The sequence below is a fragment of the Peribacillus sp. P4_D6 genome (assembly GCF_056401795.1).
In genome coordinates this window covers 60307-85703 of sequence record NZ_JBFUIQ010000007.1, presented here as the reverse complement: position 1 = coordinate 85703, position 25397 = coordinate 60307, and the positions used below count along the sequence as shown (strand labels likewise).

The 25397-nt window shown below is 42.7% G+C and carries 18 protein-coding genes, 1 pseudogene and 1 riboswitch; of the genes and pseudogenes, 13 read left to right on the top strand and 6 right to left on the bottom strand.

All coding sequences use genetic code 11. From position 1 onward, the window contains the following. Positions 1-227: 227 nt before the first annotated feature. The 3 genes from AC1DVB_RS04815 to AC1DVB_RS04805 form a co-directional block, all read right to left on the bottom strand. Entirely contained in the window at positions 228-2222 is a 1995-nt protein-coding gene (locus AC1DVB_RS04815; RefSeq protein WP_477588350.1) for a methyl-accepting chemotaxis protein, read from the bottom strand. A 198-nt stretch (positions 2223-2420) separates the two neighbouring features. Beyond that, positions 2421-3893, bottom strand: coding sequence for a PH domain-containing protein (locus AC1DVB_RS04810; RefSeq protein WP_477588348.1), 1473 nt, complete (start codon positions 3891-3893; stop codon positions 2421-2423). Next, positions 3893-4387 (bottom strand): PH domain-containing protein, encoded by a 495-nt coding sequence (locus tag AC1DVB_RS04805; RefSeq protein WP_063577446.1) that lies wholly within the window; start codon positions 4385-4387, stop codon positions 3893-3895. The genes AC1DVB_RS04810 and AC1DVB_RS04805 overlap by 1 nt, the downstream gene beginning before the upstream one ends. 303 nt (positions 4388-4690) lie before the next feature. On the opposite strand from AC1DVB_RS04805, the gene dacB reads away from it, so the two are divergent. The 3 genes from dacB to bluB all read left to right on the top strand — a co-directional run bounded on the left by dacB (position 4691) and on the right by bluB (position 7921). Next, positions 4691-6112 (top strand): D-alanyl-D-alanine carboxypeptidase/D-alanyl-D-alanine endopeptidase, encoded by a 1422-nt coding sequence (gene dacB, locus AC1DVB_RS04800; protein WP_477588353.1) that lies wholly within the window; start codon positions 4691-4693, stop codon positions 6110-6112. Between the two features lie 470 nt (positions 6113-6582). Further along, a complete protein-coding gene (locus tag AC1DVB_RS04795; protein ID WP_095678673.1) occupies positions 6583-7188 on the top strand; it encodes a uridine kinase family protein in 606 nt (201 codons plus the stop codon). 91 nt (positions 7189-7279) lie between these two features. Next, positions 7280-7921, top strand: coding sequence for a 5,6-dimethylbenzimidazole synthase (gene bluB, locus AC1DVB_RS04790; RefSeq protein ID WP_098186482.1), 642 nt, complete (start codon positions 7280-7282; stop codon positions 7919-7921). Between the two features lie 119 nt (positions 7922-8040). Here the strand turns inward: bluB and rpoN are convergent, their stop codons facing one another. Further along, complete coding sequence (gene rpoN / locus AC1DVB_RS04785) at positions 8041-9399, bottom strand: RNA polymerase factor sigma-54 (RefSeq protein ID WP_454862348.1); 1359 nt, start codon at positions 9397-9399, stop codon at positions 8041-8043. Positions 9400-9781: 382 nt separating this feature from the next. Here rpoN and AC1DVB_RS04780 point away from each other — a divergent pair, with 382 nt between their 5' ends. From AC1DVB_RS04780 to AC1DVB_RS04770, 3 genes are all read left to right on the top strand, one after another. Next, the gene (locus AC1DVB_RS04780; RefSeq protein ID WP_048685056.1) at positions 9782-11107 is read left to right on the top strand and encodes an aminotransferase family protein; all 1326 of its coding nucleotides are present in this window, start codon (positions 9782-9784) and stop codon (positions 11105-11107) included. 18 nt (positions 11108-11125) lie between these two features. Then, positions 11126-12559: an aldehyde dehydrogenase family protein gene (locus AC1DVB_RS04775; RefSeq protein ID WP_034306540.1), complete on the top strand. Its 1434-nt coding sequence runs from the start codon at positions 11126-11128 to the stop codon at positions 12557-12559. Between the two features lie 218 nt (positions 12560-12777). Next, complete coding sequence (locus tag AC1DVB_RS04770; protein WP_063577441.1) at positions 12778-14298, top strand: aldehyde dehydrogenase family protein; 1521 nt, start codon at positions 12778-12780, stop codon at positions 14296-14298. A 271-nt stretch (positions 14299-14569) separates the two neighbouring features. On the opposite strand, the gene AC1DVB_RS04765 is transcribed toward AC1DVB_RS04770, so the two are convergent. Then, positions 14570-16615 carry a molybdopterin oxidoreductase family protein gene (locus tag AC1DVB_RS04765; RefSeq protein ID WP_057278607.1) on the bottom strand — a complete coding sequence of 682 codons (2046 nt, stop codon included), beginning with the start codon at positions 16613-16615 and terminating at the stop codon, positions 14570-14572. Between the two features lie 157 nt (positions 16616-16772). On the opposite strand from AC1DVB_RS04765, the gene putP reads away from it, so the two are divergent. From putP to megL, 4 genes are all read left to right on the top strand, one after another. Next, positions 16773-18242 carry a sodium/proline symporter PutP gene (gene putP, locus AC1DVB_RS04760; protein WP_057278608.1) on the top strand — a complete coding sequence of 490 codons (1470 nt, stop codon included), beginning with the start codon at positions 16773-16775 and terminating at the stop codon, positions 18240-18242. Positions 18243-18617: 375 nt separating this feature from the next. Beyond that, positions 18618-19685 carry an ATP-binding protein gene (locus AC1DVB_RS04755; RefSeq protein ID WP_477588343.1) on the top strand — a complete coding sequence of 356 codons (1068 nt, stop codon included), beginning with the start codon at positions 18618-18620 and terminating at the stop codon, positions 19683-19685. Between the two features lie 47 nt (positions 19686-19732). Then, positions 19733-20869 (top strand): DEAD/DEAH box helicase, encoded by a 1137-nt coding sequence (locus AC1DVB_RS04750; protein ID WP_057278610.1) that lies wholly within the window; start codon positions 19733-19735, stop codon positions 20867-20869. Positions 20870-21095: 226 nt separating this feature from the next. Next, positions 21096-22271 carry a methionine gamma-lyase gene (gene megL / locus AC1DVB_RS04745; protein ID WP_477588340.1) on the top strand — a complete coding sequence of 392 codons (1176 nt, stop codon included), beginning with the start codon at positions 21096-21098 and terminating at the stop codon, positions 22269-22271. Here megL and AC1DVB_RS04740 read toward each other — a convergent pair. Next, positions 22268-23005, bottom strand: a complete 738-nt coding sequence (locus tag AC1DVB_RS04740) for a TspO/MBR family protein (protein WP_328118857.1) — start codon at positions 23003-23005, stop codon at positions 22268-22270. The two genes, megL and AC1DVB_RS04740, sit on opposite strands and share 4 nt — an antisense overlap. Positions 23006-23207: 202 nt before the next feature. Beyond that, positions 23208-23339, top strand: a riboswitch (FMN riboswitch). 147 nt (positions 23340-23486) lie between these two features. On the opposite strand from AC1DVB_RS04740, the gene ribE reads away from it, so the two are divergent. The 3 genes and pseudogenes from ribE (at position 23487) to ribH (ending at position 25330) form a co-directional block, all read left to right on the top strand. After that, positions 23487-24125 (top strand): riboflavin synthase, encoded by a 639-nt coding sequence (ribE, locus tag AC1DVB_RS04735; RefSeq protein WP_034305702.1) that lies wholly within the window; start codon positions 23487-23489, stop codon positions 24123-24125. 18 nt (positions 24126-24143) lie between these two features. Beyond that, positions 24144-24782: pseudogene (gene ribB, locus AC1DVB_RS04730) on the top strand (3,4-dihydroxy-2-butanone-4-phosphate synthase); the annotation flags it as partial. Positions 24783-24859: 77 nt separating this feature from the next. Further along, positions 24860-25330: a 6,7-dimethyl-8-ribityllumazine synthase gene (gene ribH / locus AC1DVB_RS04725; RefSeq protein WP_048685088.1), complete on the top strand. Its 471-nt coding sequence runs from the start codon at positions 24860-24862 to the stop codon at positions 25328-25330. Positions 25331-25397 lie beyond the last annotated feature (67 nt).

Sequence of the window (25397 nt, the reverse complement as noted above, 5' to 3'; positions counted from 1 at the left end):
GTTGATTGGAACGGAAGGTACGAGACTCCTGCGGGAAAAGCGCGTCTAGGGGAGACCCCGCAGGCGAAAGCCGAGGAGGCTCCCCGACCGCCCGCGGAAAGCGAGTGCCTAGAGTGGAAATCAACGTCCAAATTGTACAAGCCATAAAAAATAGACAAACTCGATTTTCATCGAGTTTGTCTACAGTCTGAAAGGACGGATCCCTTAGGGGACCGTCCTTTTTTTGATTAGAATGTGAATTTCTTTATTTCTTTGTGCATTTCCTGGGATAGGGCATCCAATTCACTAGCCAGGGCATTTAATTGTTCCATGGAAGCATTCGTTTGTTCTGCGGAAGCTGATACTTCTTCAGTTCCTGCCGCAGTTTCCTGACTGATTGAATTTAATTTTTCTGCATTGCCCGCCATCCGTGTGACCTCGTTTACCATATCGTTCATCATCTCTTTTATTTCGTCAAAATTGCTGAATGTGGTCGTGATGATGGATGCAATGTGACTGAAAGCATTTTCCGTATCCGTTACAGAAGTATCCTGAAGATGGATTTTTTGATTGACTTGACCAATCAAATGAACGGTATTGGTTGTATCTGTTTGCATGGCTTGAATGATTTCGGAGATTTCTTTCAGTGATTTTTCCGTTTGTTCGGCCAATTTCTTCACTTCATCGGCAACAACAGCAAACCCTTTTCCTTGTTCACCAGCCCTCGCTGCTTCGATGGCAGCATTCAGGGCGAGTAAATTCGTTTGTCCTGCAATTCCGCTTATGATTTTTACGATCGCACTGATATCATTGGATCGTGCATCCAATGATTTGACTGCCGTGCTCATCTTATTGGATATCTGGGACGTTTCATTGAATTGTTGTTTCAGGCCTTGTACTTGAGTGATTCCGTTTTCGGAAGCCTTGAACATATTTTCGGATTCCGTGGCCATTTTTCCCGTTTGCGCTTCAAGATCATTGATTTTGTCAGCCAATAGCTTTACGGCCATTTCGTTATTCTGCCCGACTTCGATTTGGTCTATGGCACCGGCTGCTATTTGTTCCATCGTCATGGCCACTTCGTTAGCTGCCGCTGAATTTTCATCGGCACTGGCCACTAGCGTCATGGAGGAATCCGATACTTTATCGGAAAGGTTGTTGACAACCCCTAACATATGACTCATATTCCTGGTCATTAAGCTGATGTCTTCTGCAAGTTGGCCAAGCTCATCTTTTCTGGAAATGGAATTCCAGGAGGTGAAATCGCCGTCAGCCATTTTCCGTATGGATTCCTGCAGCTTTTTAATGGGATTCGTTAAAGAACGGGTGATGAAGATGGCAGATAGTGCAGTGACGGTAAAGACAATCAACAGTGTGATGACATTTTCGACTATCATCGGGCTTGCCCGTACTTTCACTTCATTTTCCTCCATTACCCCTGCTATTCTCCATCCGGTGGTAGGATTTGTGGCGTATCCGACGATCCGGCTCTTCCCTTCAAATTCCTCGATCATTGATCCGGATTCACCTTTCATTTTTTTGAAAATATTTTCCTTTGATATATCCTGTTGAATTTTTTCCTTGTCTGGATGTGTAACGAATGCCCCTTTCTGATCAAGCAAAACCGTATAGCCCGTTTCGCCGAATTTCGTTTGATTGACCATCGTGATCAATGTATCGATCGAGATGTCGACACCTAGCACGCCTATTAATTCATCTCGATCATCATATATGGCCTTTGCTGCCGTAATGACAAGTTCATTCGTAGCCTGATCAGTATAAGGTTCCGTCCAAATGGTCTTGTTTTTTTGTTTTAATGCGGATTGATACCAATCCCTCTGTCTTGGGTCGTAGTCAGCCGGCAATTCAGTTTCTGGGAATATAAATGCTTTTCCATCCTTCTCTGTGCCGAGATATATACCATTTATTTCAGAGTTACTGGTTTGCGTATAAGAAAATTCATCCATTATGGATTCGAGGTTCTTATCATAAGAAACCATAATAGGATATTTACTGATTCTATCCAATTGGTTTTCCGTTTTTTGAAAGAAGGTCTCGAAAGAATCGTTCATTGACTTGACTTGTTCTTCCGTCGATCCGGTAATTTCCTGGGTCGTCAACTCGATACTATTTTTATAGCTCATGTAGGAAATGGCCATTCCGCTTATCATGATGAAAGCTAAAAAGGGAATCAATATTTGTTTTTTTAGCGAATTAAAATACCAGTCTGTCAGTCTTTTCATCTGTAAAATTCTCCTTATATACTTCTAATTAATTTTGACTTCTATTTGATATTTCGGTCTTCTTTCGCTTTTTTTGAAGGGACAAGTTAGAAAATTCCAATATTAATTTTGTCGTGAAGTGCAAAGGTGGGAAGGGGGGGAATATAGTGGATAAAAAAAGAGCTGACTGCCATGGTCAACTCTTTCATTCATTGAATACTATTCGAATTGGATATTTTTTGTCCTGTCCATATACCATGTGTAAAACTCGTCTGCATATTCAACGGATACATCTTGGAGCTTTGTATGGTGTACAGGCTTGGAGCGGTTGATCGTTTCAATTGTGGCAAGCCCGAAAAACTTTTGCAGCTTCGAACGTTCCACCTCAATTTGAATGACCTTGCTTCTTTTGGTAATGAATAGTGATGTTTCCAAACTTCCGGATTTGAACTGAATGAACTCATCATTTAACAAGTAACGGCTATTTTTGTAATCCATTATTCTCAATGTATAAATGAGGACGAGTAGAATCAGCGAGATATACCATAGGGAGGGTTTGAAATAATAAATCGCCAATGTTGTGAGAATCCAGAAAAAGCTAGGCCGCAGCATTCGGATTTTGAAGGCCTGTTTCGATAGTGACCTCATTGATCGTTCCACTTTGTAAGCTGGTAAAATCTCTTCTACCATCCCGTATGCCCGTTCAATTGATAAAAAAGGATAGAGGGTGTTCGTTTCCAGCTCTTCATCACCGGTGCTTCCTGCACTGATCAGTTTCACTTCTGCCAACCCCAGCACTCTTTTAATGATTGATTGGGTGATTTCGACTGCTTGTACTTTTTCTTTCCGAATGGAAAAAGCGGATTCGTCCAGTACACCTTTCTTGATATATATGCGCTCGTGATCGGATGAAATTTCATATTTTCCATATTTAATGAATGTGGAAACGATTCCGAAGGCAACGGCGAAACATATGAGGCCTGCAATAACGATGGTAATGATCCACCATGTATCCAATAACTTGGCAAGTAACCCTTCGGCATTCTCCAAATCAATAAAATCATCGAGTGTATTATATAACGTAGCCAATATCGGAATAAGAGCCAGGAAACTGAGTGATGTAAAGGAAGCTTTCAGCACATCATGTTTGCTTGGAGTGAAATGGATCGTTTTTTCAATGGCTGGTTCCATATCCTCAGCAATTCGTTCTTCGGAAATATCCGCTTCAATAACCGGAAGTTCCTGTTTTGAGGCATATTCCCCCTCAAGCCGTTCGGCTTCTTTTCGGGAAATCATCTCGAAAGGTACGCTACCCTGATCACCAGTCATCCCCGTTTCAAATGTTAAAGAGGTCAATCTGAAAATCTTATGAAATAACGTCGTGCGTTGCTGGACATTCTGAACCTTATGAAGCGGGACAGTTCGATACGATTTCGAGACAAGCCCTGAAGTGATGTATAAGGTACCTTCTTTGATTTGGTATTTGTATGTATACCATCTAAGGATGACAGAAATGACTTTCCAAACCAAATAAACTAGAAAGCCGATTTGGAGTACCTTCATATACATCTTTTCAGAACCGAAATTCAGGACATAAAGCATGATTATGAAAAATACATTTCCTTTCAGCAATTTCCAAAATTCGAAAGGGATTTTGAAAGGGTGTAATCGTTTTACGTGTTCTTCCATCATTAATCCACTTCCTTAATTTTTGCGAAATGGGCAATTTTATCTCGTAATTCATACGCCTCTTTCTCGGGGATGGCCGGTATGTCATGAGAGTCGCCCATTGTTCCGATGCTTAGGGAATAAAGGTTGTATTTTCGCAAAAACGGTCCTTGGTTCAATTTGACGGATTGAACCTTCGTCATCGGAATGAGTTCATGCGTTTCATTCCAGGCTCCACGTTTTGTTTGAATGAATTCTTCGTTCACGTCGTATCGCCAATACTTTTGCAAAAGTATCGGTTCAATGAAGATGGACCAGATAGCATGGAAAAAAGATAATACGATAAGTCCGTTTAAAATCCATCCAATCCATTCTTTCCAAGTGAAATAATCATCAACAAATAATAGGAGGCCAAGGACGGCGAGGATAATGAGATTGGTAATGGCTTCAGTTATCCGCCACACCTTCACTGATTCTTTGGATATTTTCTTCGTTGGTGGCTGTATCTTGGAATACATATATTCACTCCTTACTATGTCTATATACTTATACGGATTATCTTGCAAAAAAGTTCCCTATGATAGGTATATGTATAGAAATTATGCAGCCCATGCCATGGAGTGGCGGGCGAATAATCCTGCAGTTTCCCGAGTATGTATAAATAAGGAGTTTTCTAGTGGATCTTTTCTTTTTATATGACCGAAAAATGGACAAGATAGAAGTGGTGAGTTTCTAGAGTGGGAGTGATAGGTTTGACGTATAAAAGGAAGTTGAGTTTTATATTCTTCCTGTTTTTGATTTGTTTTTTTAATGGAGAGTCGATGCAGGCTGCGAATGATGATGGAAACCTAGGGCAGGAAATTCAACGAATATTGGAGCAATCGCCAGGATTGGCTGGGGCGTTGACGGGAATTTCCATCCGTTCAGCTGAAACGGGGGAAATGATTTATGAACGGGGATCGCAAACGAGATTGCGGCCTGCTTCGAATCTTAAGCTTTTGACAGCAGCAGCTGCGCTGGAAACTTTAGGGGAAGATCATACTTTTCAAACGGAACTATACATAAAAGGAGTGCAGGTTGGCCATGTTCTGCAGGGCAATGTATACCTGAAGGGAAAAGGGGATCCCACATTATTGGAAAAGGATTTTGATGCGCTGGCAGCTTCACTGAAGCAAAGGCAAGTCAAGTTCGTTCACGGGGATCTTATAGGGGACGATTCTTGGTATGATGATGTTCGTTATTCTCAAGACTTAGTTTGGGGCGATGAACAGGAATATTACGGTGCAGCCGTTTCGGCTTTAACTGCTTCCCCGAATGAAGATTACGATACCGGTACCATCATCGTGGAGTTAGCTCCTGGGGAAAAGGCTGGAAAGAGGGCAACGGTAAAGCTGGAGCCTGAAACCGATCACGTGAAGGTCATCAACAAAACGAAAACTGTATCGGCAGATGCTAATAATAAGATTGAAATCGAACGGTCTCATGGCACACAAGTCATTACGGTGACCGGGACCATTCCGGAAGATGCCGGGGTGACCAAAGAGTGGGTCTCGGTGGAAGATCCCACAGAATATGCCTTGAGCCTATTTGAAAAATCAATGAAGAAATATGGAATTAAAGTGTTGGGAAAAAGGAAAAAAGGGAAAACGCCAGTAGGAGCACATATGATTGCCGCTCATCAGTCCATGCAGCTTTCACAGCTGCTTATTCCTTTCATGAAATTGAGCAATAACAGCCATGCCGAGGTTTTGGTGAAGGAAATGGGCAAAGAGGCAGATGGGGAGGGAAGCTGGAAGGATGGTTTGAAGGTTGCTCGAAATCAGCTGAAGAGTATGGGTCTCGATATGCAAACGATCATGATGCGTGATGGGTCTGGAATTTCCCAAGTCAATATGATTCCAGCGAATGAAATAACGAAGCTGCTGTATGCCATTCAGGAAAAAACGTGGTTTCCTGCTTACTTGAATGCTTTACCGATTGCAGGAAACGAAAATCGGATGGTGGGCGGTACTCTTAGAAAGAGGATGAAAGGGACACTTGCAGCCGGGAATGTCCGCGCGAAAACAGGGACAATTTCAGGTACGAGCTCCTTATCAGGTTATGTGACGACCAAAAGAGGGGAAAAAATCATATTTTCAATCATCTTGAATAATTTTGTAGAAGAAAAAGGCATTACGGCAATCCAGGATAAGATAGCCGTAATGCTCGCAGAACAGGAAAACCTATTGGGAAGCGGCCATTAGTATCCATGGAAGGCTAAGTTGAAGTTCAGGATCTGCGAGAAAAAGCCAAATCATTTTCTTCGGCAAGTCCCAATTGGCAGCATAATGCCGCTAAGCCATTTTATTTGCTGACCCGATCAGGTTTCAAACGAAGATCCGAATGGAGTATTCAATTCGATGGTCATTATATAACATTGAATCAAGACGGCATTCGAACATTCGAAGGCCTTTCTCCGATGTATATGTCTATAACAAGAAGTTTTCAATTCCATTACATGGAAAGTCCTAGCCGTTTGATCGTAGACAGTTTCTCCATAAGTGGAGGGAAAGGGGCCCTTTTCCTCCTCTGTTTCTTTAATCAGACATGAAGCTGGGGGCAAATTGGTTTTTATTCAATGTCAGCACCTTCTTCTTATTTTTTTAAATTATCCCCCTCAAGGAAGGAGTTTAAGGGAGGATTAATAGAAATAAGTATATAGGGGGGAATGCTTATGAACTTTCCAACACTTAATGGACAGTATACGATCAGCAGTCTTATAGCTGAAATTCACGAAATTTCCAAAAAACGCTCACTCTATATATTGGCCATAGATGGCCGGGGCGGATCTGGAAAAAGTACACTCGCTGCCCGTATCCAAGCAGAATGTCCAGGTAGCGTGGCCGTTCATATGGATGATTTTTATTTGCCGTCATCGGAAAGGGTTCAACTGCCTCCATCCCAAAAGCCTATCGGGGCGGATTATGATTGGGAACGGGTTTGTAACCAAATCCTAAAACCGCTTACAAAGGGGAAGGAAGCAAGATATCAAAGGTATGATTGGGAAACGGACACTATGGCCGAATGGCATGAAGTTCCTGCTGGGGGCCTTGTGATTATAGAAGGAACGTATTCAATCCGTAAAGAATTGGCAGGGTACCATGATTTCACGATTTGGGTGGAATGTCCCCGTGATCAGCGTTTGAAACGTGGCCTTGAGCGGGATGGTGAAGATGCGCGTCAAATGTGGGAGGATAATTGGATGGTTCATGAAGATCTCTATGTGGGTGTGCAAAGGCCTCAAGAAAGAGCGGATCTTGTTGTGGACGGAATGAGCTGAGCCAGAGGATATTTTAATTGTAAGGGTTTACCTATAAAATATATTGTATGTTTAGATAAATTTCCGGGGAGCCGGAAATAGGGGGGAAACTATGTTTACTAATGAAGAACAAGCTGCCGTATATAAAGCCATTTATAACCGTAGGGATATCAGGAGTTTTTTGTCAAAGCCCATTTCAAAGGATATACTCCGCAGAATTTTGGATGCTGCACATCATGCGCCGTCTGTAGGATTCATGCAGCCTTGGAGTTTCATCGTGATTTCGTCTCAGGAAACCAAGAACAGTTTGGCATGGGCAGCGGATAAAGAAAGAAGGGCCCTCGCCATTCATTATGAAGGAGGTAAAGAAAATAAGTTTCTTAGTTTGAAAGTGGAAGGGTTAAAAGAAGCACCATATACCATTTGTGTTACATGCGACCCGACACGGGGGGGCTCCCATGTTTTAGGGAGGAACTCCATTCCGGAAACCGATATCCTATCCACTGCCTGCGCCATTCAAAATATGTGGCTGGCTGCCTATGCGGAAGGGTTGGCAATGGGATGGGTAAGCTTTTATAAGAAAAATGATATTCGTGATATTTTGGAGATTCCGCCGCATATAGAACCTGTTGCACTCCTGTCGGTTGGCTATACGGATCAATATCCGGATAAACCGATTCTTGAACTTGCTAATTGGGAAAAAAGAAGGCTGATGGATGAACTTATTTTCGAGGATAAATGGGGGAATAAATAAACCGATATATTATGATTCCAAAACTGTTTATTAAGCCCCTGGTTCAGGGGTGGAAAATATAGAAGACTCTTACAATGGATTCTCATTTGTAAGAGTCTTCTTAAAAATTCGGTTTGATTTTAAAATCTGCGCCGTTTTGAAGATCCCGGTATACCGAGGTCTTCACGGTATTTTGCAATAGTGCGGCGGGAGATCTTCGTCCCTTCATTTTCGAATATTTGACAAAGTTTCTGATCTGAAAAAGGCTTTATTTTATCTTCATCGGCAATCAGGACCTTTATTTTTTCTTTGATGGTGGCCGTTGATTCGGTTGCTGGGCTGTTCACGCGGTGTAACCCTCTAGTAAAGAAGTTCCTTAGTTTAAAGAGGCCATGCGGCGTCTGGATATATTTATTGCTCGTCGCCCTGCTGATCGTTGATTCATGAAGCTGAAGTTTTCCCGAAATATCCTTCAGTGTCATAGGTTTTAATCCTGTAATTCCCTTCATGAAAAACTCATGCTGCTCCTCCACGATTGACGCGGTCACTTTGTAAAGCGTCATTTGCCTTTGTTCGATCCCTTTTAACAGTAATTGGGCATCATTTATGTGCCCTTTTATATAATCTTTAGCTGGATTAACAGAATTGATGGCGACGTGGTTCTTGTAGTAAGGATTGATGGAAAGTTTAGGTGTACAGCTATCGTTGACCGTTATCAGAAAACCTTCTTTATCTTTTTCCACGTAAACGTCCGGAACGATGTAATGAGTCATATCAACGGAAAAGTGACTGACAGGACGCGGGTTTAACGTACGGATGAAATCCGAGGCCTCTTGTACTTCCTGAACGGTCACTTGGTGAAGGGCGGCAATTTTTCTGTAGCGTTTTTCTGCTAAATCTTCTAAGTGCTTTTTAACGATCTTATACGCCAATTCATTGTGATTCTCATGCTCACGCAGCTGAATGAGTAAACATTCGGTCAGATCTTTAGCACCGACTCCAATTGGGTCAAGGGATTGCAATATTTGAATCATATTTTCGATTTCTTCCACGGGTACGGAAAAATGCGAAGCAGTCCAATGGACATCCAATTCTAGAAATCCATAATCATTTAAGTTACCAATCAAAAATTGGAGAATCTTCTTTTCAAATGCATTCAATGAACTTAGTAAACTCAATTGTTCCAGTAAATGCCTTTCAAGTGTTTCTGTGCTGACTGAATGATTGTTGATAGGGTTGTAATCATTGTCTCCGTTGAAACCTTTACTTTTAGAGGAAGAACCGCGTATCTGAGAATTTATTTTATTTGTACGAATACTGTGCGATGAGGGGGGTTCTTTAAAGCTAATTTCGAGAACGGGATTTTCGTAAGCCTGTCGGTTCAGGAAATCTATCAGTTCATGGGTGGAATATTGAAGGATATTGATCGATTGCTGTAATTCAGGGGTTAATGACAACTTCAAGGTTTGTTTTTGGTACAGTTCAAATCCTACCTGCATATATATCAACTTCTTTCATTTAGATTAACATAGCGGCTCAAAAGGAATGAAAAAATATTAACATGATAATAATACAAATCTTCCGAAAATTCAATATTGTGTGTCAGGTTTTGTAACATCAATTAGAAATAAAGAGGGGGATTCAAAAAAATGCTTGTCATTCAGTAGTTAATCAAATGAATGGGAGTTGAACGATTCGGATGTGAATCAAATGATTTATATATGAATCAACACATACTCCTATTGATTTATATATGAATCGTTTTAACTTGAATACCTTTAATATCAGGCTCATATAATTTGGCATGCATCTTGCTACATCTATAAATATAAAAATAAACTAGCTTGAAAAAATCCATTACATGAGAAGGGTGTTTTTTACATGATTAAAGAGACTACGAGTATTCAGGAATTAATCGATTTGGATAAAAAGCATTTTATTCATCCGACCACGGCAATCGAACAGCAGCAGGCAGATGGTCCAAGTTTCATCTTTAAGGAAGGGAAGGGAATATATCTTACGGATGTCACGGGCAGGACTGTCATTGATGGCATGGCTTCACTTTGGAATGTGAATATTGGACATGGACAAGAAGAGATGGCTGAAGTCGCGAAGGAACAAATGGCCAAATTAGCTTTCACCTCAAGTTTCGCCACTTTCAGCAATGAGCCGGCAATCCGTTTGGCGGCCAAAATCGCATCCATCGCGCCTGGGGATTTGAATGCAGTTTTCTTCACTTCAGGTGGATCGGAGTCGAATGATACGGCGATCAAACTTGCTCGTCATTACTGGCTTTTGAAAGGGCAGCCTAATCGTCAAAAAATCATTTCCCGCTCGAAATCCTATCATGGAGTGGCAATGGGAGCTACAAGTGCGACTGGCCTGAAGCCGTTCCGGGATTTCACGAATTCAATCGCACCTGATTTTTATCATGTGGACGGTTCCTCCATTGAGGAGTTGCGTAAGGTCATAGAACAGGAAGGACCGGAAACGATTGCGGCCTTTATCGCTGAACCGATTCAAGGGGCCGGTGGCGTGAACCTTCCTCCTGAAGGCTATTTTAAGGAAGTAAGGGAAATTTGTGATGAATACGGCATTTTGATGGTGACGGATGAAGTCATTACAGGTTTCGGAAGAACAGGGACTTATTTTGGGATTGAACACTTTGGTGTTGTGCCTGACATGATGTGCTTTGCAAAAGGTGTGACGAGCGGATATGCACAGTTAGGCGGGGTCGTCCTGAATGATAAGATGCATCAGGATTTCATTGCCCTTTCAAAAGGTACGCTTTTACACGGCTACACATACAGTGGCCATCCGATGGCATGTGCGGTTGCTTTGAAAAATATTGAAATAATTGAACGTGAAAACCTTATAGAAAACTCGAAACAGCGTGGTGAAGAGTTGCTTGCCGGCTTTAAGAAGCTCCAAAGCAAACATCCGATTGTTGGTGATGTGAGGGCACTTGGACTAATTGGGGGCATCTCCATCGTAAAGGACAAACAAACAGGTGAAGGCTTTGAGACACAGCTTGCTCCAAGACTTGTTGCTGAAGCTGCGAAGAATGGTTTGATTTGCCGTTCAGTTACGTTTGATCAAGATACACTCGTATTCGCACCGCCTTTAATCATTACTAAAGCAGAAGTCGAAAGAATGATTGAAATCCTTGATGAGACATTTACTGCAGTCGAAAAAGAAATTTTATAAGAGGTGAAAGTGATGGTCATGACGGAAACGCTGAAAAAGAAATTATACATTAATGGTAAATGGCAAGAAGCTGAAAAGTTCACGACACTAAAGTCCCCTTATAGCGGGGAGGTCCTAGCGGAGATTCCCTCGGCAAGCCTTGAAGATGTCGAGTTGGCCATAGAATCAGCCTATCAAGCTAGAAAAACGATGGCAGCTTTACCTAGTCATAAACGCGCTGCCATACTTGAAAAGCTTGCGAGCCTTTTGGAAAGCCGCAAAGATGAGGCAGCTGAAATTATTGCAAAAGAGGCAGCGAAACCGATTAAAACGGCAATGGTTGAAGTATCCCGGACGATTGCCACATATAAATTTGCAGCAGAGGAAGCAAAAAGGATTCATGGAGAAACATTGACGATGGATGCCACAGCTGACGGAGAAGGAAGGATAGGATACACGGTCCGTGAGCCTCTAGGCGTTGTGGGTGCGATTACGCCATTTAATTTTCCGATGAACCTGGTTGCCCATAAGGTGGGCCCGGCCATTGCTGCCGGAAATACACTCGTCCTGAAACCTGCGAGCCAAACACCGCTATCTTCACTATTTCTTGCTGAATTATTGGCCGAAACGGATTTGCCGGCAGGTGCGTTTAATTTAGTTACTGGAAGCGGTTCGGTAATCGGTGATAAATTAGTCACCGATTCACGGGTGAAGAGCATCTCATTTACAGGAAGTCCGGCTGTAGGAATCGGGATCCGTAATAAGGCCGGGTTAAAGAAAGTGAGTCTTGAACTAGGTTCGAATGCGGCTGTCATCGTGGATAAAGGGATCGATATTGATAAAATCATCCAACGCTGTGTATCGGCAGCATTCGCTTTTCAAGGACAGGTCTGCATTTCCTTACAGCGCGCTTATGTTCATGAAGAGGTGTATGATGAGTTCGTCAAAAAATTCACGGAAGCAACGAATGGCTTGAAACTGGGAGATTCTTTGGACCCGTCTGTGGATATTTCAGCATTGATCAGCGCCGGGGATGTACAGAGAAGCCTAGATTGGATCGGTGAAGCTAAACAACACGGGGCGATAGTTGCAGCAGGAGGTAAATCTGAAGGTAATATCCTGCATCCCACTGTGTTGCTGGAAGTGGATGCCATGCTTAAGGTATCTTGCCAGGAGGTCTTCGCTCCAATAGTTTTGATCAATAAGGTTTCTTCCGTGGAGGAAGCGATTGACTTTGTCAATGATTCCGAATTCGGATTGCAGGCCGGGATTTACACAGAAAATATCAATCTAGCTCTTTCTGCCGCAGAAAAATTGGAAGTCGGCGGTGTCATTATTAATGATATCCCAACTTACCGTGTTGACAACATGCCATATGGCGGAGTCAAAAAAAGCGGGACTGGGCGCGAAGGATTGAAATATGCCATTGAAGAAATGACGGAAATGAAATTGGTCATTATTAATCGGAATTAATCAGAAGAGAGGTGAGCAGCTGCTCATCTCTTTTTTTCTGTGAAACTTGGAAGAAGTTTTGCCTATGAATTATGCAAAAATGAATAGGTAATTCACGACTGAATTTAAATATGACTGGAAAGGGCAATAAAACGTGAGTTACCTAAAATTTCAAACTGGCATGAATCTTGCTCATATTTATATATAGGTAGATAACTTAAAACAGAGGAGGAAATTACATGCAGGAAACTTTGCAAAATAATACGAAAAAAGAAGGAACGGGAGCATTGGACTTAAAGATGTTCATCAATGGGGAATGGGTGAATTCGACTTCGGGTGAGAAGAGGGATGTATTGAATCCGGCCACGGGGGAAGTTATTGCCAAAGCAGCGGAAGGAACACAGGAAGATGTGGATGCAGCGGTCGAGGCAGCAAAATATGCTTTCTATGAAGGTGGTTGGTGGGGAACTCCTGCCGTCGAAAGAGCTCGCATTTTATTCAAAATAGCCGACAAAATAGAAGAAAAAGCTGAAGAACTAGCTGCGTTGGAAACATTGGATAATGGGAAACCATTGCGTGAGGCTCGTTTTGATATAGCTGATTCGGCAGCATGTTTTAGATATTATGCAGGGTTGGCCACAAAACCGACAGGTCAGACTTTTGAAGTTCCTGACGGCCAGCAAGCGATGGTCGTAAGGGAACCGATCGGTGTATGCGGGCAGATCGTTCCTTGGAATTTCCCACTAATGATGTCAGCCTGGAAACTTGCTCCGGCGCTTGCTGCAGGAAATTCCGTTGTGTTCAAACCATCTGAGGTCACTCCGGTGACGGCGGTCAAACTATTTGAAATCATGGATGAGGTAGGATTGCCAAAAGGTGTTGCGAATCTTGTGTTAGGAGCGGGGCCAGTTGTCGGACAAGCCATTGCAGAGCATGAGGAAATCGATAAAGTAGCCTTTACAGGAGGCACGGCAACAGGACGTAAGATCATGGAGGCTTCGCTGGGTAACCTAAAGAAAGTCACATTGGAGCTCGGCGGCAAATCGCCTAATATCGTATTTGCGGATTCTGACTTTGAGACCGCAGTTGATTATGCTCTATACGGGATTTTCTGTAATCAAGGACAAGTGTGCTCAGCAGGCTCCCGTTTACTATTGGAAGAGTCCATTTACGATCAGTTCATTGCAAGTCTTACTGCGAAGGCGAAAAAAATCAAAGTAGGTTCAGGTTCTGATGAAAACAGCCAGATGGGACCTATCGTTTCAGAAGCCCATATGAACAAAATATTATCATATATCCAAATCGGAAAAGAAGAAGGTGCCAAATTAATCGTCGGTGGAAATCGAATTAAAGAAGAAGGCATGGATAAAGGTTACTTTGTCGAACCTACTATTTTTGTTGATACGACACCGGATATGCGGATTGTACAGGAAGAAATTTTTGGACCGGTGCTTGTCGTTCAAAAGTTCAAGGATGAAGCGGAAGCTCTTCGACTTGCCAATGATACGAAATATGGTTTAGCGGGAGCGGTGTTCACGAATGATATCTCAAAAGCGTACCGTGTCATTAAAAAAGTGCGTGCCGGCATCACGTGGATAAACTCATATCATCCGACTTATAACGAAGCTCCTTGGGGAGGGTTCAAGCAAAGTGGAAATGGACGCGAACTGGGAACTTTCGGTTACGAAGCTTACACTGAAGTGAAGCAAATCAATAATAACTTGGATATCCAGCCAACAGGCTGGTTTGATGAAGAGTAAATAGCTTGACGAAAAAAGGCTGTTCCTTGGGGAACAGCCTTTTTTCTATGGAATCGGAGATATAATCCGAGAATCGGAGATAAAAATCCGAAATCGGAGATATAATCCGAGAATCGTAGATAAAAATCCGAAATCGGAGATATAATCCGAGAATCGCAGATAAAAATCCGAAATCGGAGATATAATCCCAGAAACGCAGATAAAAAGCCGAAAATCGGAGATATAATCCGAAAACCGCAGATATATTCAAAGATTGCTAAATATTTCTTTACTATTGTTGGACTTTTTCAAGATCAACCCGTCCTGAAAAGAAAACGGCGCCATTACCCATATCCGCGAGGCGATCTGGGGTAAGGGAATTGATGTGTTGCTTTGTTTCGGGCGTATTCTGCCACAAGCCTTGGCTGACAAGAACGCCTGGTAACACATTTTCACCGGGAGCAGCGGTAAGCAAGCATTCACCGCGACCGTTCCAGATTCTAACCATATCTCCGGCGGCTATCCCCATTGTTTTGGCATCAGCGGCATTCATGTGCAGTTTCGGTTCCTTTTCCATGGAGATATGTTTGGCATTATTAGAAAAGGTTGAATTCAAGAAATTGTGATTAGGTGCCGGAATGAATAAAAATGGCAGGTCGCTGTCTTTTATGATAGGCGTATATGTGGGCAATGGCTCGAATCCATCCCGCTTCATCCGTTCGGAATAAAGTTCGATTTTACCGCTTGGTGTCGGGAGTTTGCCTGGGAACATCGGCTGCATTTTGGCTTTGACAAATTGATTCCTTGAAAGGGAGTCATAGGTGATGCCTTCCAAATGCGGGTTGTCGGGAAAATCCAGAGCCTGCCGTATCATATCTTCCTCTGAATCTCCAAATGCTTGTTCCCCAAATCCCATTCCAGCAGCCAACAGTTTGAACAATTCAACATTCGATTTCGATTCGCCATATTTTTCGACTACAGGTTTTTGTATTTGGACGTAATTATGCCAATATGAATTATAAAAATCCTCCGTTTCATAAGATGACGTGGCAGGAAGGACGAGGTCGGCAAACATGGCCGTTTCGGTTAAGAATAGATCATGTACCACTGTGAATAGATCTTCCCGCATTAGACCTTCCTGCACCTTATTTGCATTCGGAGCGACAAGTGCTGGGTTGGAGCCGTATACAAACATAGAGCGAATCGGGTTTTCTTTTTCCATAAGAGCTTGGCCGATTTGGTTCATATTAATGGTCCGGGTAGCTTTATTTCGCAATAAATCAGGACGTCTTAAGGCATTTATATTAAATGCCAGATATCCTGAATTCCCTTTGATGGCTCCGCCGCCTTCCTCCATCCATTGGCCGGTAAGGGCAGGCAGGCAGGCAATGGTACGTACCGCCATGCCTCCATTGTCATGGTGCTGCAGGCCATTGCCTATCCGAACGAATGATGGGCTTGTGGTGCCATACATCCTGGCAAGTTCATATAAGTCATCAATGGGAACGCCAGTTATCGCGGAGACGGTGGCAGGGTCATATTGGCGGACATGTTCGCGCAATTCAGCAGCACCCACTGTGTATTCATCGAGAAAGGGCTGGTCGACTAGATTCTCGGCATAAAGAATATGCATTAATCCGAGGGCAAGTGCACTATCGGTGCCAGGCAGAATCGGAATGAACCAATCTGCCCACTTGCCAGTTTGGTTTTTATGAACGTCAATGACAACTACTTTGGCCCCGTTTTTTCGGGCTTGCTGGGCAAGCGTCACTTGGTGCATATTTGTGCTCACAGCGTTGATGCCCCACATGATGAATAGCTTCGTATGGATCGTTTCTTCTGGATCGATGCCGAATGAACCACCCATTGTATAGCTGTATCCGACTGAGCCTGCCGCATTACAGATGGAACGCTCGAGCATGCTTGCGCCGAGTTTGTGGAAAAAGCGGCGATCCATCCCCTCGGCGCTGAGGTTGCCCATGTTTCCGTAAAAGCTGTAAGGAAGTATGCTTTCCGGTCCATGCATTTCGATCAAGTCTTTCCATTTGGAAGTGATTGTGTCAATGGCCTCTTCCCAGCTGATTGGAACGAAATTCCCTTTTCCTTTCGGACCGATGCGCTTTAAGGGCTGTTTTAAGCGATTGGGGTCATATAGGCGGGCAGTCATGTTGCGGACTTTGTTGCAAATATTCCCTTTTGTGACTGGATGATCAGGGTCTCCTTGAACTTTAATGATTTTCCCATCTTTTTTGTGCAGCAGTAAACCGCATTGATCAGGACAGTCAAGAGAACAAACAGAGGGAAAGACTCCATCTGGCTGATTGATATAGGATTGCATGGCGTATTCCTCCTAAATGATTTATTCTAATAAAATGAATTTTCTTACTTATATTGAAAGTGAAATCGTTGAAAGGTGCAAGAACTTCTTAACATATGTTTTTTTTTCTGATAAGCTTACAAGATGAAAATTAACCTATAAATAGGAGGATTCATTTTTGGAATATGGAATTATAATATCAATTGCAATATACATGGCAGGTATGCTTTTAATTGGTTATTTGGCCTATCGGAAAACGGCTAACTTAACCGATTACATGCTTGGCGGCCGGAACTTGGGGCCGGCTGTAACGGCATTGAGTGCAGGGGCTTCCGATATGAGTGGCTGGCTGTTGATGGGTCTTCCTGGTGCGATGTACATAAGCGGGTTGAGTGCAGGCTGGATTGTCATCGGCCTGTGTGCAGGCTCTTATTTAAACTGGTTATTTGTGGCACCAAGGCTTCGGACATATACGGAAATTGCCGGCAATTCGATTACGATTCCCGACTTTTTGGGAAATCGGTTTAAAGATGGCTCCCGCGTCTTAAAAGTGGTATCAGCATCGGTCATTTTAATTTTCTTCACCTTTTATACCTCTTCAGGCATGGTGGCAGGCGGTGAGCTTTTCCGTACGGCTTTCAATTTAGATTACCGGTGGGGTATCTGGCTGACGGCAAGCGTTGTTATTCTTTATACATTATTTGGCGGATTCCTGGCTGTCAGCTGGACGGACTTCGTACAAGGTACAATCATGTTCATTGCCTTAATTCTAGTACCAGTTGTCACGATTGTAAATATTGGGGGCTGGGATCCTACCTTCAATGAAATAAAATCGATTAACCCGAATTTATTGCATGTTTTTGAGGGAACATCAACCATTGGCATCATATCTCTTCTGGCATGGGGGCTTGGTTATTTCGGGCAGCCTCATATAATCGTCCGCTTCATGGCGGTCTCATCTGTTAAAGAATTGAAAAGTGCACGGCGAATCGGCATGGGATGGATGATTTTTGCTATTGTTGGAGCGATGTTCACCGGATTGGTAGGGATAGCATATTTTAACCTGACAAATAGTCCTTTAGGGGATAGGAATGCTGAGTCCGTCTTCATCATATTAGCTAAAGAACTGTTTCCATCTTTAGTTACAGGCTTCTTGTTGGCTGCGATTTTAGCAGCGGTCATGAGTACGATTGCATCACAGCTGTTAGTATCGGCAAGTGCTCTGACAGATGATTTCTATAAGCAGTTCATTCGGCCGAACGCATCTGATAAGGAATTAGTGCTGGTAGGTCGGTTTGGTGTATTGGCGATATCTGCCATTGCCCTATTATTGGCTTTTAATCCAAGCGGTACGATCCTTAAATTGGTTGGTTATGCATGGGCTGGTTTTGGAGCGGCATTCGGTCCTGTCATTTTGTTAAGCCTGTACTGGAAACGGATGACGAAATGGGGAGCCTTGGCGGGAATGATTGTCGGTACGGCAACCGTGATCGTCTGGGATATGATTGATAGGTTTGCTGAAATATACGAAATCATTCCTGGTTTCATCGCAGGTTCAATAGCGGTGGTCGTTTTCAGCTTACTATCGGCCAAGCCTACAAAAGATATCGAAGAAGAATTCAATCAAGCCATTAAAGACCTCTCTTGATTTATTGAAAATCCAGTAGTAATGCTGCTGGATTTTTTAACGATATAAAACAATGATTACTATATATATGTTACAATATCGATAGAGTCCTTATGTTGAAAACATGAGGGCTTTTTTTGAGTGATTTGGGAATAATAAACCAAAAAACAATACAAAGGAAAAAATATGAACCAATCTCATAAAATTGCATGTAAAGTGGCTTTTATATATATATTCATTGGGGTCTTATGGATTATCATTACGGATTACATCTCTATGACGCAGGCAAGGTCAGATGTTCAGATATATGCAATGTTTCAACATTCCAAAGGGTGGATGTTCATATTCATAACCGGACTTTTCCTATACTTCATAATCAGGTATTGGACGGGGAAAATGCTGAGGTCCCAACAGGAATTCATTCTGAAGGATGAACAGTATCGGTCGCTGTTCAAGCATAACCCGGATTGTGTCCTTGAGCTGAATCTCGAAGGAAATGTCGTTTCGATAAACCCGGAAGCAGAAAAACTGTTAGGTCATCATAGTGAAAATTTGAAAGGCGAGAATGCGAATCATCTCATCAACTGGAATGAAAGTGATAAAGTAGCTGAATTCTTTCTACAGTCCCTTCAAGGGGAGGCTGTAAAATTCGAAACGACCATACAGAATAGCAGTGATGAACAACGGATAATCCGTGTAACTTTTTTACCGATCATCGTCCACTCGGAAATGCTTGGAGTATATGCCATCGTAAGGGATATCACCGAATTGCGGCGCGAAGAGGAATTAATGATCATGTCTGAAAAACTATCTGTTATCGGACATCTGGCTGCAGCCGTCGCACATGAGATAAGGAATCCGCTGACATCTTTAAAAGGATTCGTACAGTTAATGGATATGACCCAGGAAGTGAACCCGCTGCATTCTGATATCATGTTGAAGGAAATTGACCGAATCAATATTATTTCAAGTGAACTTTTGGTTCTCGGGAAGAAACAGGATGTCGCATTCTGCAGGATCGATCTTGCCGACAGTTTACAACAGGTATTCACGTTGATGAAAGCAGAAACGAATTTGAATAATATCGAAATGGGGCTAAGGATTAAAACCGCCGAACCGATTTATATTATGGCTGATTCAATTGAACTTAAACAGTTGGTAATCAATATCGTCAAGAATAGCATTGAAGCGATCGAAGATAATGGGGAAATTGATATATCGCTGCAAATCATCGATGGACATGCTGTAGTCAGCGTGAGTGACAATGGCATGGGAATGGGACCCGAGCGCCTTGAACGGATTGGTGAACCTTTTTACTCGACGAAGGAAAAAGGTTCAGGGATCGGGCTTGCAATTTGCCGGAAAATCGTTCATCGCCTTCACGGGGAAATGGATTTTGAAAGTGAGATAAACAAAGGGACGACGGTTACAATTCGTATTCCGTTGGCTACTGGACAAGAATAAATGGTACTATGAAAGATAGGAAAAGTTTTATATTAAAGGAGAACGATATGAGCGAATTACCTGCATTAATAAACGATAGAAAACCATATATACAAGAAGCCTGGAAAAAGTCCGGATTCGGACAACTTACCCCGATACAAACGAAAGCGATCCCCGTGATTGTCGAGGGAAAGGATATCATGGCCGAATCACCGACAGGTACAGGAAAAACATTGGCATATTTACTGCCATTGCTGGAAAAGATTGATCCTGAAAAAAAATCGCCCCAAGCTTTGATCCTGGCATCATCACGGGAACTGGTCATGCAGATCAATGAAGAAATTCGCATTTGGTCAGAGGGAAGCGGCATAATGGGTGCAGCATTCATCGGCGGTGCTAATGTGAAAAGGCAGTTGGACAAACTGAAGAAGCGTCCACAGGTGATTGCTGGAACACCGGGGCGGATTTACGAATTGATTGCCCAAAAGAAACTGAAGATGCATGAAGTTAAGACGATAGTACTTGATGAAGGAGACCAATTGATCATTCCAGAGCATATGGGAACGATCAATAATATTATCAAAACAACACTAAAAGATCGACAAATCATGGTATTTTCAGCAACCCTGCCAGAGGAAACGGAAAAAGCGGCCAGGGGATTCATGAATGAACCCGAAATGATCAAGGTCGATAAAAATGAAAAAATGGAATCCAAGGTGGACCATCTTTACTTTGTTGTTGAGAGACGGGAGAAGTCCAAGATTCTCGAGAAAATCACAAGACTTAAAGATGTGAAGGCACTTGCCTTCCTGAATGATATTGCGGAGCTTAGCGTCTTACATGAAAAGCTGAGTTATAAAGGTATTGAAATGGGCGTGCTTCACGGTGAATCCAATAAAGTCGACAGGGAGAAAGCACTGCGCAAGCTTCGTTCCGGAAAATCCCCGATGCTGATAGCAACGGATGTAGCGGCAAGGGGGCTCGATATTAAAGGCCTTACTGCGGTCGTTCATATTGATATGGCTGACAATATCGAACAATATATCCATAGATCCGGGAGAACTGGGCGTGCAGGTGCAGATGGCACGGTCATTTCAATCGTAACGGAAAGAGAAGAGCGAGAGTTGAAAAAAATGGCTCGTGAACTGGAGTTACCATTAACGAGAGTAACCTTCTATGGTGGAAACATCGTAGTCGATGAATGATTCGCAAAAAAGGGACGGCCATGGCGGCTGTCCCTTTTTTTGGGAGTTCAAGTTAGAATTAAAAATTAAAAGAGGTGCTCAATTTGCAGGATCCAACTGAACAGAATGAAGCTTATTTTTACTAAATTCAGGGTTCATTTATGGGTAATAATCATGAATGAAAACGCTTCCTTTATATGGGTTTTTGACATATGATAGCAATAGACATAGGTTAGGGGGAAACGGTATGACAAGAAAGTATAAACAATTTGAAACGGCAGTCATCCATGAAGGATATGACTCGAAGAAGCATTTGGGAAGCTTGGCAACACCTTTATTCCAAACCTCAACATTCACTTTCGAAAATGCCGAGCAAGGGGAGAGGCGTTTTGCCGGTATCGAAGATGGATATATTTATTCTCGCCTTGGAAATCCAACGGTACAAGTGCTTGAAGAAAAGATTGCCGCACTGGAAGGCGGGGAAGCTGGCCTTGCTTTCGGTTCAGGTATGGCTGCCGTTTCAGCAGTACTTTTTGCGTTAACTAAAACAGATGATCACATCCTCTGCTCACAGGGGGTATATGGTTGTACATTTGGCCTTCTGCAGCTAATGAAAAATAAATACCGGATCACTCATGATTTTTGTGAAATGGATACTGAAGAACAGCTTAGGAAAATGATCCGGCCGGAAACGACCTGCATCTATGTAGAAACCCCGATCAATCCGACGATGAAAATGATTGACTTACAGATGGTGGTGAAAGTTGCGAAGGAAAATAATGTGACGGTCGTAGTCGATAATACATTTTCGACGCCCTACCTACAGAGACCGCTTGAGTATGGCTGTGATATCGTCCTTCATAGCGCTACGAAATATCTTTGCGGGCATGGGGATGTCGTTGCGGGACTTGTCGTCGGTAAAAAGGAATTCATGAATCATATAGCTGGGACTACACAGAAAGATATCGGTGGAATCATTTCACCATTCGACGCCTGGCTACTATTGCGGGGGTTAAAGACCTTGCCCGTCAGGATGGACCGTCATTCGGCCAATGCAATGGCAATCTTTCATGAACTTAAGAAACATCCAAAGGTGAAAAAGGTATATTATCCAGGTGATGAAGCTTCCCCGGATCATTATATCATGCAAAAACAGATGAAACATGGCGGCGGCCTTATCTCTTTCGAATTGCATGGCACAAAACAGGATGCACAGGAATTCCTCAATAAATTGAATCTAATTAAAATTGCCGTAAGTCTTGGGGATGCCGAAACATTGATCCAGCATCCCGCTACCATGACGCACTCTGCCGTTCCTGAAGATTCACGGGAACAAATGGGCATCAGTGACCAGCTGGTCCGTCTCTCAGTTGGCCTAGAAGCTTGGCAGGATGTATGGCAAGATCTTCAGCAAGCATTTTAGGCTACCCTATTCCTTCTACTTTTTATGAAGATGGTTATGGATATGATAAAAGTGATGGCAGCGAGGATATAAGAAATGTCCGTGATTACAGGATAGGCGGAGCTATTTCGTATCCCGATGCCTATGAACGCCCAAACGAATACGAGAGGATAGCACCAATCCCGGTTTTTACCTGCGAAGACAAAGGCCAGGATTGTTGCTGCAATCAGCAGGACGATCGTCCAGGTTAAATTGGAAACCCCAAAACCGTCCCATTTGATATAGGTTAGGTAATAAGAAATGTCAGCGATCGTTGCAACACTTACCCAGCCTGTATAGACGGAAAACGGAAATAGGTCGAAAGTAGTGTGTCCCGCTTTTTTTATGCTTGTATAAATGACCATTAAAGTAACCAACAAAGCAATGATGATGAATACGGATAACAAAAAGTGTTCATAGTGCCAAGCTAAAAGCCAAGCGCCATTCAGGACACAGCTAAAAGCGAACCAAGGGAAGGATGCCTTATAAGCAGGGCTGTTTTGATGTTTACTTAAAAACTGCCTGAATACCCAGATGGCGAGCAGGAAATAGATTAAGCCCCATATGGAAAATACATATCCGGCAGGAGTGAAAACGACATGAAGTTTATCGGAAATCTCTCCTGATGTCTGGCCGTTCAATGGCAGGAAATTGGCTAAAAAATTCATCGTGACGACGAACAGATAGAAAATCAGGTTGATGATGAAAATAAGCATTAAGCTTCCTCCTTATATGAAGTGTGACTCTCTAATCCTATTCCACATATTTAGCCTGCCTAACCTTTTTGGAGCACATCGGGGTTAATGGGGATCATTTTTACATAAAGATAGGAAGTTCCTGTAACAATTGAACCATTTAAGGTTAGAAATTTTACATCTTCACTTTATGGTGATAAAATATTCAAAGATTCATATTATTTTAGTCCTTCGGGGTCGGGTGAAAATCCCAACCGGCGGTGATGAAGAAATTCTAAGCCCGCGAGCCTGTTAAAAGGCAGGATTTGGTGAGATTCCAAAGCCGACAGTACAGTCTGGATGGGAGAAGGACGTGTGGAACCCAAGTGTATACGTACGCCTAATTTTTCAAAAAATGAAAATATTGGGCTTTTTAGGTATACAATTTTTTTCACTCATTTCTCCTGCTAACCCTTTAGGTCATCCTAAGGGGTTTTTTATATTTTATAAAAGGGGGAAAAACATGTTTACGGGAATCATTGAGGATATCGGTACCGTACATTCCTTGAAAAAAGGAAAAAGCAGTATGGAGTTATCGATTCGTTCTGAAAAAATCCTTGAAGATGTGCATCTGGGGGATAGTATTTCAGTCAACGGGGTCTGCTTAACGGTAACGTCCTTCACGAAAAGTTTATTTACGGTCGACGTGATGCCGGAAACGGTCAAAGCTTCCTCGATCCGGACGTTAAAATTGGGATCACCTGTTAATCTCGAACGAGCCATGAGTGCACAGGGAAGGTTTGGCGGTCATTTTGTTTCAGGTCATATCGACGGAACCGGAACGATCATAAAAAAAGAACGGAAAGAAAATGCCGTATATTATGTAATCCAACTGGAAGAAGGGCTTAGTGCCTTTTGCATTCCAAAAGGTTCCGTGGCCATTGATGGAACAAGCTTGACGATATTTGGGATCGAAAGGAACCTTTTGACGGTTTCATTGATTCCATTGACTCATCAGGACACCATATTGGGACAAAAAGCGGCTGGCGATATCGTTAACATCGAAAACGACATGATAGGGAAATATATAATACATCAAATGAAAAATGGCAATCCAAAACCAGGACTGAATTTAGAGTTTTTGGCAGAGCATGGATTCTAATAAAAGGGCGGTGTAATGATGTTCCATACAATAGAAGAAGCAATAGAAGATTTGAAGGCTGGCAAGGTAGTTATCGTGTCCGATGATGAAGACCGTGAAAATGAAGGGGATTTTGTAGTGTTGGCCGAAAAGGCGACACCGGAAACGATTAATTTCATGGCGACTCATGGACGTGGTTTGATTTGTACGACCATCACTGAACAACTGGCAGCAAAATTGAAACTGCATCCTATGGTAGGCGAAAATACCGATCATCATGGCACTGCTTTTACGGTAAGTGTCGATCATAAAAGCACCTCTACAGGAATCAGTGCTTTTGAACGGTCCTTGACCATCCTTGAGCTTCTTAATGAAGATTCGGTCGCAGAAGATTTCCAAAGGCCTGGTCACACTTTTCCGATAGTCGCTAAAGAAGGCGGCGTATTAAGAAGGGCAGGACATACGGAGGCATCGGTGGACTTGGCGAAGTTATGCGGTGCCGCTCCAGCCGGTGTAATTTGTGAGATCATGAATGAAGATGGATCGATGGCCCGCGTATCCGATTTAGAAGTCATCGCTGATAAATTCAACCTGAAGTTCATTACGATAGCCGATTTGGTTCGGTATCTTCAACATAATGATCCAATCGGGAAACAGGAACTTGAAATGAACTTCCCGAAAGCTTGAAAGATTTTTAAGGTATGAAATCTTAACATGAAAAAATTATTGTTATTAAAAATTAGGAGGAATTAGACATGGGGAAAACTATTGAAGCACAATTAATCGGATCAGGATTGAAAGTAGGAATCGTGGTAGGAAGATTTAATGAGTTTATCACAAGCAAGCTTTTAGGAGGGGCATTGGATGGTCTTAAGCGTCATGGCGTTGATGAGAATGATGTTGACATCGCGTGGGTCCCGGGAGCTTTTGAACTTCCTTTAATTGCTAAGAAACTTGTGAATACAGGTAAATATGATGCGGTAATCGGTCTTGGAACGGTAATCAGGGGTGCTACTTCACATTATGATTATGTCTGCAATGAAGCAGCTAAAGGCATGGCTTCCGTTTCTTTGGAAACAGGTGTACCGGTTATCTTCGGTTTGCTGACAACTGAGAATATTGAACAAGCCATTGAGCGTGCTGGAACAAAATCAGGTAACAAAGGCTATGAAGCGGCCGTTAGTGCAATTGAAATGGCCAACCTTGGAAAATTGATTGAACAGTGATTTCACATAAGGAAGCCGCGGGGAATAACATTCCTGCGGCTTTTTTTTTGATGTGCCGGATCGTGGT